This is a genomic window from Stenotrophomonas sp. I18B00994 (assembly GCF_014145825.1).
In the GTDB taxonomy this organism is placed as follows: domain Bacteria; phylum Pseudomonadota; class Gammaproteobacteria; order Xanthomonadales; family Xanthomonadaceae; genus Stenotrophomonas; species Stenotrophomonas maltophilia.
The window spans coordinates 17435-30868 of sequence record NZ_JACIUW010000033.1 but is presented as its reverse complement, the minus strand read 5'-3'; the positions used below and the strand labels follow the sequence as shown (position 1 = coordinate 30868).

8 protein-coding genes and 1 riboswitch are annotated in these 13434 nt (G+C 65.3%); of the genes, 6 read left to right on the top strand and 2 right to left on the bottom strand.

The window, feature by feature from the left end:
* Positions 1-574: 574 nt before the first annotated feature.
* Entirely contained in the window at positions 575-2152 is a 1578-nt protein-coding gene (locus H4O10_RS21355) for a BCCT family transporter (protein ID WP_033835628.1), read from the bottom strand.
* A gap of 220 nt (positions 2153-2372) precedes the next feature.
* Positions 2373-2473: riboswitch (TPP riboswitch) on the top strand.
* Positions 2474-2555: 82 nt separating this feature from the next.
* Here H4O10_RS21355 and thiC point away from each other — a divergent pair.
* The 6 genes from thiC (at position 2556) to H4O10_RS21325 (ending at position 12223) form a co-directional block, all read left to right on the top strand.
* A complete protein-coding gene (gene thiC / locus H4O10_RS21350) occupies positions 2556-4400 on the top strand; it encodes a phosphomethylpyrimidine synthase ThiC (protein ID WP_012481195.1) in 1845 nt (614 codons plus the stop codon).
* Between the two features lie 139 nt (positions 4401-4539).
* Entirely contained in the window at positions 4540-5211 is a 672-nt protein-coding gene (locus H4O10_RS21345; RefSeq protein ID WP_005410941.1) for an ion channel, read from the top strand.
* Between the two features lie 269 nt (positions 5212-5480).
* Entirely contained in the window at positions 5481-7811 is a 2331-nt protein-coding gene (locus tag H4O10_RS21340; RefSeq protein WP_088470167.1) for a winged helix-turn-helix domain-containing protein, read from the top strand.
* A 113-nt stretch (positions 7812-7924) separates the two neighbouring features.
* Complete coding sequence (locus H4O10_RS21335; RefSeq protein ID WP_005410939.1) at positions 7925-8824, top strand: helix-turn-helix transcriptional regulator; 900 nt, start codon at positions 7925-7927, stop codon at positions 8822-8824.
* A 49-nt stretch (positions 8825-8873) separates the two neighbouring features.
* Positions 8874-11837, top strand: a complete 2964-nt coding sequence (locus H4O10_RS21330; protein WP_005410938.1) for a TonB-dependent receptor — start codon at positions 8874-8876, stop codon at positions 11835-11837.
* Between the two features lie 179 nt (positions 11838-12016).
* A complete protein-coding gene (locus H4O10_RS21325) occupies positions 12017-12223 on the top strand; it encodes a hypothetical protein (protein ID WP_005410937.1) in 207 nt (68 codons plus the stop codon).
* A gap of 57 nt (positions 12224-12280) precedes the next feature.
* Here the strand turns inward: H4O10_RS21325 and H4O10_RS21320 are convergent, their stop codons facing one another.
* Complete coding sequence (locus H4O10_RS21320; protein ID WP_005410936.1) at positions 12281-13402, bottom strand: HDOD domain-containing protein; 1122 nt, start codon at positions 13400-13402, stop codon at positions 12281-12283.
* Between the last annotated feature and the right edge of the window lie 32 nt (positions 13403-13434).

Sequence of the window (13434 nt, the reverse complement as noted above, 5' to 3'; positions counted from 1 at the left end):
GGGGGGGGGGGGGGGGCCCTGTTCGGGGGACGCCGTGAATCCGTCCCTGGAGGCTTGGCAGCCGCATCCATGCGGCTGACACCCCCGCCCAGCCCACCCGCCCGGCCCCTGACAGTTTCCGTGGCCGCCACCGCAGGAAGAAAAGGAAGAAGATCAAAAGCAAAGGCAACAGCAACAGCCGCGCGCTGTGGGTTGGGGTCGGATCCGTTTTCCGAAGGAAAACGGATCCGACCCCTTCTTGTTTTCCGATACACCTCATCCACGCATAGCGTGGAAAACCCACCGTCACACGGAAACTGTCGGGGGTGGGGCGGCGTGGGCTGGCAGGACCGTTGGCGCCATGGGCCCGAGGCATGCCTCGGGCGGGTTGGGCAGGATGCCCAACCCCGGTCTTGCCATGTGCGCAGGACAGCGCACACGAGCAAGGCGCCATCGAGCCCCCAGGGATGGGTTTACGGCGTGTCCTGCCAGCCCACACCGCCCCGCCAAACTAGCAGCAACCCAGAGCTGCTTTTGAGGTTGCTGTTGTCGTTGCTTGAGAAAAGCGGTGCAGCCGCAGGCTGCAAAACAACCCTCAATCCTGATCGTGCGCGCGCGCTGCCTCGGCCTGCGTCTCCTCCTGCGCCGCCATCTCGCGTGCGATCCACGCATCGATCATGTGCCGCTGGCGCTGCGCCTGCCGTCGCTCGCGGGTGTACTCCTGGTCCAGCACCCGATACAGCGACACCATCACAAGAAGCATCAGCAGCGCGAACGGCAGCGCAGCGATGGTGATCATGCCCTGCAGCGCCTCCAGTCCCCCTGCCAACAGCAAGGAACCCGCCACGAGCGCAATGCCGACACCCCACGCCACTTTGTGCTTGCGCAATGGCTCGCCCGCGTCGTCCGTGGACATGCTGGCCAGCACAAGTACCGCAGAATCAGCCGAGGTCACGAAGAAGATCATCAGTAGCACCAGCGCAATGCACGACAGCAGCAACGGCAGCGCCATGCTGTCGAACATGGTGAACAGCACCGTTTCATAGCCGTTGCCCAGTGCCTGCAGCAGGTCGGCCTGGCCGAAGATCTGCATCCAGATCGCGGTGCCACCGAACACCGAGAACCAGAAGAAGCCCAGCAGCGTCGGTGCCAGCACCACGCCGATCACGAACTCGCGAACGCTGCGCCCGCGCGAGATGCGCGCGATGAACGAACCGACGAACGGTGCCCAGGAAATCCACCAGGCCCAGTAGAAGATCGTCCAGTCCGCGACCCAGGTGCTGGACGAGAACGGTGACATGCGCAGGCTCATCGTCACCAGCTGGTTGAGATAGGAGCCCAGCGTCGTGGTGAACGTGTTGAAGATCGCGCCAGTCGGGCCGAGTACCAGCACCAGCGCCAGCAGCAGCGCCGCCAGTGCAAGGTTGAAGTTGGACAGCCATTTCATGCCGCGGCCGACGCCGCTGAGCGTGGACGCCATGTACAGAACGAAGGCCACCGCAATGATCGTCAACTGCAGCGGAACGCCCGCCTGCACGCCGAATACGCGTTCCACGCCGGCTGCGATCTGCACCGTGCCGAAGCCCAGTGCTGTAGCCACGCCAACCGCAGTGGCGACGACAGCGGAGATGTTGACCACATGCCCGATCCAGCCACGATGGTGACGTCCGATGATCGGTTGCAGCATGTCGCTGATCTGGCCACGGCCGTTGCGGTTGAATTGGAACCAGGCCATTGCCAGGCCGATCAGCGCATAGATGGCCCACGGGTGCAGGCCCCAATGGAAGAACACGTAGCGCATGGCAGCACGGGCAGCGTCCATGCTTTCGGGTGCCAGCCCTTCCGGCGGCTTGCTGAAATGCGAGATGGGCTCGGCCGCACCCCAGAACACCAGGCCGATGCCCATGCCGGCGGCGAACAGCATCGACATCCAGCTGGCACGCGAGAACTCGGGTTCGGCGTCCTCGCCGCCGATGCGCAGGTTGCCGAAGCGGCCGAACGCCAGGTACATCAGGAACACCAGCGCCAGGAACACCACCAGCAGGTACAGCCAGCCGACACTGCGGATGACTTCTGCCAGCATCGACTGGACCACTGTGTTGAAGGGGCCGGGGGCGATACCGGCGAGCAGCACCAGCAGCAGAACCAGTGCGATGGAAACGCGAAACACCATGAAGGAGCTTCTCCGATCAAGGGGGATTGAGGGGAGCGAGCAGAGCTTGCGGCGAAGGGCCGGCGGCATGCAGCACGGACCGGGCAGGGGCCGCGAAGGCGGCGGGGAACGCATCGATCTCAGCGACGCGATGGCGTGCACGTTACTGAACGCGACGTCATGGTTCCGTTAACGAATGGCGACCTGGTCCCGGAGGCGGGCGGTCTATGCTCTAATGCGCACCAAGAAGCGGGGGTACCGGGCCATGTGGCCACGGTTGAGACAGTCCCTTGGAACCTGATCCGGCTCATACCGGCGTAGGGAAGCTTTGCAATGCAGCCGTGCCCGGACTCCGCCCAAGGACCGTCCGTGCGCGGGTGCCGTGCGCCGCCGCTTCGTCCCTGACCTTCCTGGACGATGCCCGATGAACGCACAGCTCTCCGCCCTGCAGCAACAGGCCCAGCAACTCTCCGCATCCGTGACCCGGCCCATTCCCGGCTCGCGCAAGATCCACGTGCCTGGTTCACGCCCGGATCTGCAGGTGCCGATGCGCGAGATCGCGCTGACCCGTACGCCGACGTTGTTCGGCGGCGAAGAGAATGCGCCGGTGACCGTTTACGACACGTCGGGCCCGTACACCGACCCGGAGGTGCGCATCGATCTGTCCGCCGGTTTGCCGGCACTGCGTCGCGGCTGGGTGGAAGAGCGCGGTGATACCGAGCAGCTTGAAGGACTGAGTTCTTCGTTCGGCCGCGATCGCGAGCATGACCCGAAGCTTGACGCGGTGCGTTTCCCCGCGCGCAGCCTGCCACGCCGTGCACGTGCCGGTGCCAACGTCACCCAGATGCATTACGCGCGCCGCGGCATCATCACGCCGGAAATGGAATTCGTCGCCATCCGCGAGAACCAGCGGCTGGACGCGATCCGCGATGCCGGCCTGCTGCAGCAGCACCCGGGCGAGGCCTTCGGTGCGTCGATCCAGAAAGTCATCACCCCGGAGTTCGTGCGCGACGAGATTGCACGTGGCCGTGCGGTGCTGCCCAACAACATCAACCACCCGGAAAGCGAGCCGATGATCATCGGCCGCAATTTCCTGACCAAGATCAACGCCAACATCGGCAACAGCGCGGTGTCTTCCGGCATCGCCGAGGAAGTGGAGAAGCTGGTGTGGGCGATCCGCTGGGGCGGTGACACGGTGATGGACCTGTCCACCGGCAAGCACATCCACGAGACGCGCGAATGGATCATCCGCAACTCGCCGGTGGCGATCGGTACCGTGCCGATCTACCAGGCCCTGGAGAAGGTTGACGGCCGCGCCGAGGCACTGACCTGGGAGATCTTCCGTGACACCCTGATCGAGCAGGCCGAGCAGGGCGTGGACTACTTCACCATCCACGCCGGCGTGCTGCTGCGCTACGTGCCGCTTACCGCCAAGCGTGTTACCGGCATCGTCAGCCGCGGCGGCTCGATCATGGCCAAGTGGTGCCTGGCGCACCACAAGGAGAACTTCCTCTACACGCATTTCGAAGACATCTGCGAAATCATGAAGGCCTACGACGTGACCTTCTCGCTGGGCGACGGGCTGCGCCCGGGTTGCATCGCTGATGCCAACGACGCGGCGCAGTTCGGCGAACTGGAAACGCTGGGTGAACTGACGAAGATCGCCTGGAAACACGATGTGCAGACCATGATCGAAGGCCCCGGCCACGTGCCGATGCAGCTGATCAAGGAAAACATGGACAAGCAGCTGCGCGAATGCGGCGAAGCGCCGTTCTACACGCTGGGGCCGCTGACGACCGACATCGCGCCGGGCTACGACCACATCACCAGTGCGATCGGCGCGGCGATGATCGGCTGGTTTGGCACGGCCATGCTCTGCTACGTGACGCCGAAGGAGCACCTGGGCCTGCCCAACCGCCAGGACGTGCGCGACGGCATCATGGCTTACCGCATTGCCGCGCACGCGGCCGACCTGGCCAAGGGTCATCCGGGCGCGCAGGTACGCGACAACGCGCTGAGCAAGGCGCGCTTCGAGTTCCGCTGGGAGGACCAGTTCCACCTGGGCCTGGATCCGGAAAAGGCCAAGGAATTCCACGACGAGACGCTGCCGAAGGACGCGCACAAGCTGGCCCACTTCTGCTCGATGTGCGGACCGCACTTCTGTTCGATGAAGATCACCCAGGACGTGCGCGACTACGCCGAGGCCGGCATGAAGGAGAAGTCGCAGGAGTTCCGTGCTGGCGGGGCCGAGGTCTACCGCCAGGGGTGACGGGTAACGGGTAGTGCCGGCCGCCGGCCGGCATTCCGTCGTGCACGGGACCGGGGGGAGTGCTGGCCAATGGCCGGCACTACCGTTCATCACGCCGCGCCCGGCTATCCTCCGCGCATCGCCCAGGGGAAAGGACGCCATGCCCGTTGCCACGACCACCCGCTGGCTGGCCATCGCCCGCCGCCATCCTTCGGCCTGGCTCCTGGCCGCCCAGTTGATCGCGGTACTGCTGTATCCCGCCCTCGATGACACCGCCGCTGGCCGGGCGGCGCTGGGCATGTTCGGCATGGCGGTACTCGGCCTGGCGCTGTGGGTGGTCCAGCGCAGTCCGCTGGGCACGTGGCTGGCATTGCTGCTGGCCATTCCATCGGTGGTGTTCTCGCTGGCTGGCGCCCTGCTGGACCGCAGCGCGCTGCTGACCACCGCGCAGCTGCTGGAAAGCCTGCTGTACTTCTATACGGCCGGGGCATTGATCGCCTACATGCTGCAGGACCATCGAGTAACACGCGACGAACTGTTCGCAGCCGGGGCAACCTTCACCCTGCTGGCCTGGGGGTTCGCCTTTGCATTCGCGGTGTGCCAACAGTGGTATCCAGGCAGTTTCCAAGGTGCGACTGCTGGCCCCGAGCGCAGTTGGATGGAGCTGCTTTATCTGAGCTTCAGCTTGTTGTCCGGAGTTGGATTGAGTGACGTCGTGCCGTTGCACCCGCAGGCACGGGCCCTGGTGATGCTCGAACAGTTCGCAGGCGTCATGTATATCGGCCTTGTGGTGTCGCGTCTGGTCGGGTTGACCATGCTTCGGCGCATGTGAAAATGAACGCCAGATAAAAATTTCGCGCCCAAAAGGGCGCGAATGGTGATGCAGATTATGTGAATGCGTCGGCGAGAGAGAGCCTGAGTGTCGACCCCGTCATAGGCGGGGTAACCGGCTTAGGCTAATATCCGGGGGCGTTATTGTTTTTGCGGTATGCGCCGATGCTTTGTGCGGAATCTGGCTTTTCGATGGCCCTGTCCAGGGACGGTGGGGACGGTATTGCTGGTGAGCCCTGCCCAGATCCCGTCCCTACTGTATAGCGGAAAATGAACAGCAGCGAACTCACGCCCATTGACGCCGACCGCGTGCAGGTCGGCGACTGTGTCATTACCTTGTCCTCGCGTGAGGTCGAGGTTGAAGGCGCGCGCCGTCCGCGGCGGCTGACGCCGAAAGCGCTGGGCGTACTTCGCGTGTTGATGCGGCAGCCTGGGCGCGTGGTCACCCGTGAAGAGCTGTTTGCCGAGGTCTGGCCCGATACGTTGCCGACCAATGACGTGCTGACCCAGGCCGTCACCCAGCTGCGCAAGGCGTTCGCCAACGACGACGACAATGGCCAGGCCTACATCGAGACCATCGCCAAGAGCGGCTATCGGCTGCTGGTACCGGTGCAGGCGCTGGACGACTTCGAGCCGGTGGCGGAAGTGGATGCGGTGGCCGTTGCGGATGTGATGCCGTCGCCGGACGGTGCCGGCACGATTCCGGCGCTGGCCGTGCCTGGAGCGCCTTCACGCCGGCGCGGCTGGCGCCAGCTGCGCCGCCAGCTGTTGTGGGTGCTGGGTGTGATGATGCTGGCCGCGCTGCTGGTCATGGCCACATTGTTGCTGCGGCGCGGGCCGGAGCCGAGTTCACCGGTGGATGCAGCGGTCGAGAACGGCGTGCGGGTGATCGGCAGCCCGCAGCGTCCCTATCGCCTGATCACCGCTACCAGTGGTTTTGAAACCTATCCCACACTTTCGCCGGACGGCTCCCAGGTTGCCTACGAAGGCGCCAACGAGGATGGCGCCGGAGGTGGTGTGATCAAGGTGCAGACCTCGGGCAATGCGCCGGCCCGGCAGCTGGCGCTGCCGCCCAAGGGGGCCAGTGACCGTTTCCCGAGCTGGTCACCGGACGGGCGCGAGATCGCTTTTGCCCGCTTTGGAGCCGACGGCGGTTGCCAGGTGCTGATCGCCAGTGCCACTGGCGGCGGCGTGCGCCAGGCGACCCGTTGCGATGGAACCGAGCTGCTCAGCTTCGACTGGACACCGGATGGCCGCGGCCTGGTCTTTGGCAGCATGGTGGGCCGCTACGCCCATCGCGGCATCCGTGTGCTCGACCTGGCCAGCGGCCAGTGGCGGGCGTTGGACTACGCGGTCGATCAGGATGATTTTGACTACGCGCCACGCTACTCGCCCGACGGCAAGTGGCTGGTGTTCGTGCGCAATCCACAGATGGGCGACCTGTGGCGGATGCCGGCCGGAGGCGGTGAGCTGGAGCAGTTGACCAACGAATCCGCCGAACAGCGTGGCTGGGCCTGGCTGGGCGATGGGCGCAGCATCGTGTTCGGCCGGCGCGTGGACAGCGAGGTGCGGTTGTACTACCTGGACGTGGAGCGCCGCACCTTGCGTGATGCCGGCCTCGACGACGCACAGTGGCCTGCGGTGTCGCGCCACGGCGACGTGCTGGCCTTCGTTCACCGCCGTGCCCAGTTCGGCGTGTTCAAGGTGCCGATGGCCGGCGGCAGCGCCGAGCGGCTGTTCGCGTCCAGTGGGCGCGACGGGCAGCCGATGGCGGCGCCCGACGGTCGCCAGCTGGTCTTCACCTCCGATCGTTCCGGCAGTTTCGCGCTGTGGTGGGCGGACATGCAGCGGCCCGACTCACTGCGGCCGATCGAGGGCCTGCGTCCGGAGGGGCGGCAGGCGCCGGACTGGTCGGCCGACAGCCGCCAGCTGCTGGTGGTCGGGCGTGACGAGCATGGGCGTACCGTTGTCTACGAGATCGCCCCGCGCGACGAGCACCTGCAACCGCTGCCGGTTCCAGTGGATCAGCCGCTGCAGGCCCTGTACGGGGCAACCCCGGAGCAGCTGCTGGTAGTCGAGCGCGATGCAGAGCAACGCACCCGGTTGAGCCTGTTCGATCGCAGCGTGACCCCCTGGCGCCGCCTGGCCAGTATCGACGGCGTCTCCCAGGCGCGTTTCGATCGGGGCGATGGCCGCGTGCTGTTCACACGCCTGGCGTCCGGCGGCTTGTGGTCGGTGGATGCGGCACTGTCCCCGGTCAGCGTGCAGCAGGTCAGTGAAGACCGGCCCAGCCGATGGCGCTATCGCACCTGGACGGTGGCGGGCACCGGAGGCATCGGGTATCTCGGCAACTCGACCGAATGCGGTACGACCTTGATCCATATCCAGGCCGGCACCGAAGCCCCCGAGCGCTGCCTGGACCGGCAGCGGCTCAGTGCGGGCAACGGCATCAGTGCCAGCGCCGATGGCCGGGATCTGTACGTCGCACTGGCGGTCAGCGATGGTGCCGACATCGGCGTCATGCAGCTGCCCCGGTCGGCGCCGGCACTGTTCCCGGCCTTTCTCAAGTCGTTGATCCTGAAGAAAAATATCTCTTCGTGATTTTTTCGTGGAGTTCTCGCCGCGAATTCGTGGCATCTCGGCGGATTTTCCTGACGGGCTGACGCCTGATTAGGCAAAACGGAAGCCTGTATCAGGCAAACCCGTGGTGCCCCATGCGTCAACTCTCGCTGGCCGATCGTGGCCAAACCGTCTCCCTCGACAAGGCGCTGGACGATCTCGCGCCGACCTGCATGGGCGTGGCCCGGCTCGGCAGCCTGCAGACGGCAGGGTCAAGCTTCACTGTCTGGCTGCAGGTGCGGGGCAGCTCCTGGGTGGAAGCCAAGGAAGGGCGTTTCCGCCTGCGCCATGGCGAGTGGATTGCCTTCGAGAAGGAGTCGCGCCCGTTGGTGCAGGCCGGCCGTAACGGACTGTGCGTGGGCCTCAGCCTGAATGCGGAGGCGATGCGGGTGCTGTCCGAGATGGCCGACTGCGGCCTGTATGCCGGTCGTGGTCGCATGAGCCGCGGCGACGCCCGCGTTGCCCTGCGCCTGTGGCGCGACGCGCTCGACAGCGGCCTGCCAGCGCAGGCGCTGCGGCCCCTGCTGTTGCACCTGGCCGGCCTGCAGCGTGACCTGGCCGACAATGTACAGCGCTGCCCCGGTCGCTCACGCAGCCGCAAGCGCCAGGTGTTCGGCCGCATGCAGCGCGCCCGTCTCTATCTGGAGGGCAACAGCCACCGCGTGGTGCGGATCGGCGAGCTGGCCGAGCTGACCAACTTCTCCAGCTGGTACCTCTCCAAGACCTTCCAGAGCCTGTATGAAGAGAGCCCCCAGTCGCTTTCGGCACGGTTGCGCCTGGAGCGGGCCGCCGATCTGCTGCGCGACACCGACATGATGGTGGGCGAGGTCGCCGCGGCCAGCGGATTCGACAACTGCTGCAGCTTCGCGCGGGCCTTCCGCGCCCGTTACGGGCAGTCTGCCTCCCGGTTCAGGGAAAACGGCGGCTTGCTCCCGCCACACTCTGCAAAGTCTACGGTTGGGTCGCGCAAATACAGCATCGCAACGCAATCGTAACGTGCTGGAGCGTTTTAACACGCTACTAACACGTACCTTGGAGAGATTGATGAACGTTCGCACCCCTGCCGTGCGGCTGGGCCTGCTGCCCGCCGGCATCGCGCTGGCGCTGGCACCGGCATTTGCTTCCGCACAGGAAGCCAGTGCCCCGACCACCCTTGATCGCCTGGAAGTCACCGGCTCCCGCATCCGCTCGGTGGATGTGGAAACCTCCCAGCCGGTCCTCACCGTAAGCCATGAGGACATCCAGCGTTCGGGCCTGGTCAGCGTCGGCGACCTGCTGCAGAACCTGTCCGTGGCGGGCACCCAGACCTTCAGCAAGGCGGCCGTGCTGGCGTCCAACCCGGAACAGGGCGGCCAGTACGTCAGCCTGTACAATCTGGGTGAGCAGCGCACGCTGGTGCTGGTCAACGGCAAGCGCTGGAGCACCAGCCTGGCCGGCTTCACCGACATGTCGACCATCCCGACCTCGCTGATCGAGCGCATTGAAGTCCTGAAGGACGGCGCCTCGGCGATCTACGGTTCCGACGCCATCTCCGGCGTGGTCAACATCATCCTGCGCAAGAACTTCGACGGCGCCGAGGCCAGTGCCTACTATGGCCAGAACAGCCACGGCGACGGTTCCAAGACCCAGTACAGCCTGACCCTGGGTGCCAGCGGCGAGCGCTCCTCGATCGTGTTCGGCGCGAACTACATCAAGGAAGATCCGGTGTGGGCCAAGGATCGTGGCCTGACCAAATACTCCTATGGCCAGGGCCACAAGGAAGACGGTCTGAGCCCGGCTGGCCCGTGGGGTCGTTTCACCGATCCGCGTGCCGAAGGCACCGCCGGTGCTGGCGAATACAACAAGGCTGGCAAGTGGGTCCCGAACACCTGGGTGGTCAACCACACCGGTTCCTGGGACACCCCGGTCGGCGTTGGCCAGCCGTCGAACAACTTCAACAACTACCACCTGATTGGTCTGGACGACTACTACAACGCCTCGCAGCAGATGATGCTGAACCAGGGCGCTGAGTCGAAGACCATGTTCACCTCGGCCAGCTACGACATCAACGACAACCTGCGTCTGAAGTCGACGGCGATGTACTCCGAGCGCGATTCCAAGCGCCAGATCGCCGGCTACCCGCTGACCGGCACCTCGCAGCCGCAGTTCCCGGTGGCGATCAGCAAGGACAGCATCTACAACCCGCTGGGCAACTGGGCCAACCCGGGCGCCGGCGTTGACATCGGTGGCTGGGGCCGTCGTATCTTCGAACTGCCGCGCATCACCCAGAACAACGTCAAGTCGCTGCACTTCGACGCGGCCCTGGAAGGCAACTTCGACTTCAACAACCGTCCGTTCGACTGGGATGTGGGCATCAACTACAACCAGTTCGACGTGACCCAGACCAGCTCGGGCAACATCAACCTGCTGGCCCTGAAGAACGCCCTCGGCCCGTCGTTCATCAACGCCAATGGCGTCGCCCAGTGCGGCACCGCTGCCAACCCGATCGCGCTGGGCACCAGCCCGGGCAGCTGCGTTCCGTTCGACCTGCTGGGCGGCGCCAGCGCCGCGACCCCGGATGCGCTGAAGTACATCAACACCCTGCTGAACTCGACCGGCCAGAGCAAGAGCAAGCAGTACTTCGCCAACATCACCGGTTCGCTGTTCGACATGCCGGGCGATGCGGGCGAGTTCGCCTTCGCTGCCGGTTACGAGCATCGCGAAGTGTCGGGCTACGATCACCCGGACGCACTGTCCTCCTCGGGTTACACCACCGAGCTGGCCGCGCAGCCGACCGAAGGCAAGTACAAGACCAACGAGTTCTACCTGGAACTGATGGTGCCGCTGCTGCGTGACCTGCCGGGTGCCAAGGAGCTGTCGCTGGATATCGCCAGCCGCTACTCGGACTACGACAAGTTCGGCAACACGGTCAACAGCAAGTTCAGCGTGACCTGGAAGCCGATCGACGACCTGCTGGTGCGTGCGACCTACGGCGAGGGCTTCCGTGCCCCGACCCTGGACGACACGTTCGGTGGTGGTTCGCAGACCTTCGACAAGTTCACCGATCCGTGTGATGCCGTGTTCGGCCAGCGCAGCAACCCGGCCGTTGCAGCCCGTTGCGGTGCTGAAGGCCTGGCGTCCGACTTCCGTCAGACCGACGCTGCCGGTCGTCCGATCAGTGCCCGTGACACCCAAGGTAACAACCCGTTCAACTCGGGTGTGGGCAACGACAAGCTGCAGCCGGAAACCAGCAAGACCCGCACCGCGGGCCTGGTCTGGAGCCCGAGCTTCGTCAGCGGCCTGAACGTCTCGCTGGACTGGTACAAGATCACTGTCGACAACGTGATCACCGCGCTGTCGGCGAACTACGTGCTGAACCAGTGCTACCAGAACGGTGTGCAGGCCTTCTGTGACCAGTACAGCCGTGGCGACGTCGCCAACGGCCAGCAGGTCACCGGCCTGAGCCGCGGCAACGCGAACCTGGGCTCGCTGGAAACCGAAGGCTACAACTTCGGCGTCCGCTACCGCATGCCGGAATACAGCTTCGGTACCCTGTCGTTCAACCTGGACACCAACTACCTGACCAGCTTCCGTCAGCAGGCCACCAAGGGTGCTGCATGGGATGACTACGCAGGCTACTGGAACTACCCGCGTGTCCGCGGCACCCTGGCCAGCACCTGGACCAAGGGCGACCTGTCGGCCACCTGGACCATGCGTTACTACGGCGGCTTCCGCGACTTCTGCTACGATCAGGAAAATGGCCTGGAGTGCAACCAGCCGGATTACTACACCGAGAACGGTGGCTGGAGCGGTGGCCTGGGTGCCAACAAGAAGGGCGCGATCGTCTATCACGACATCTCGGCCACCTGGCAGGCCCCGTGGAACGGCAGCGTGACCGTCGGTGCCCGCAACGTGTTCGGCAAGACCCCGCCGATCACCTACGCGGTGACCAACGCCAGTGCCGTGCAGCTGGACCCGATGCTGGATTACGACCGCTTCCTGTTCATCCAGTACAACCAGCGCTTCTGATCCATCGAAGCCTGAAGGCAAGACGAGGAGGGCGGGCCGCAAGGCCTGCCCTCTTTGCGTTTGGCAGAGCCGGGTCGGGAAATTCTGAATCGGGCAGTTCAGCGACAAAGGTCACGCTTGTCGCAACTGGACCGCTGGTAGGTTCGCAGAGGTCCATTCCGGACCAAGGAGAGCGCGAAATGAACAACGCGATGCCACGTATGTTTGCCGCTGCAGTTCTCGCCGTCCTGAGCCTGGCCGGCAGTGTGTCGGCCGGTCCGCTGGTGTGTGCCAATGGCCGTTATTGCGCGGAGGTGCGCAGCAACTGCATCAAGGCCGGTGAGGATGCGGCGTACTGCCAGTTCCTGTTCGAGCGCTGCGTGTACGACCACTGCGCGCAGCCCTGATGCAACGAAGGCGCGTCCCTGCGGACGCGCCTTCATCGTGTGGATTGCCGGTGGAGCTCAGGCTTCGCTCGGCGTAAGCCCCATCAGGCTGTTGGCATGTTCGCGCCACTGCGGCAGCTTGTTGAGCACGCCCGCGCGCTGCAGATAGTCCTCATCCACCGGGTCGCCGTTGACCAGCGCCAGGGCCACATGCACCGCACCGGTCACCCAGAAGCTGCGGGTGTTGGCGCGCTGCGGCTGCAGGTGGAATGCCACCGCTTCGATGATCGGCATCGGCAGGCCCCACAGCCCCAGCAGGTAGGCACCGGCTTCGGCATGGCCCGGTCGGGTATCACCGGCCAGCGATGGCTCGGTGCGCTCGTTGCGTACGCCGGGCAGCAGCAGGCCGATGTCGGCCAGCAGTGCCGCGGTTGCGCCCAGTTCGGCACTGGATTCGGGCAGCAGGCGTGCGGCCAGGCGCGAGGCGAGCAGGGCGCGCTGCTGCAGCGAGTTGCGTTCGGCAGTCGACAGCGTCGGCGCCGAGAACACCTCACTGGCCAGCACCAGGTCACGCAGCGTGGCCAGGCCCAGCCGGGTGACCGCAGTACGCAGGTCGGCAATGGTGCGGCCCTGGCTGAAGAATGCCGAGTTCGACAACTGCAGCACCTTGGCGGCGATGGCCGGATCGGCGGCCACCAGCTTGGCCACGTCGGCGCTGTCGGCGTCGTCATCATGCTCCAGCGCCTGGGTCAGGCTCAGGTACAGGTGCGGCGGCGACGGCAGTTTCTCGATGCGGCCGATGGCATCGCGCAGGCGCGGGCTGTCCAGCACTTCGCGCAGCTCTTCCAGGCTGGTCAGCGCTTCCAGCAGTACTTCCGGTGCCAGTGGCAACGGCAGGAAACGGTGAGCGACACCGATCAGGCGTGCCGGCGGCGGCCGGTTGCCATGCTGTGCGTCCACCAGCGCGATGCGGATGGTTTCCGGACGCAGGGTCCTGATCTGGCCGAGCAGCGTGGTGGCATTGAGGTCCGGCAGCTGCGGGCAGACAATCACCGCGTCCACGCCCTGGGTGGCAACCGCGGTCATCGCGGTCTGGCCATCGGTGGCGGTCAGCGGCTGCCAGTCTTCCCCAAGATCGGCAATGAATTCGGTCAGCTCAGCCGGCAGGCTGGCTGCATCCCCAACAAGCAGAATACGCACGACACATTCCCCTGGCTGTCTCGACGATGGAT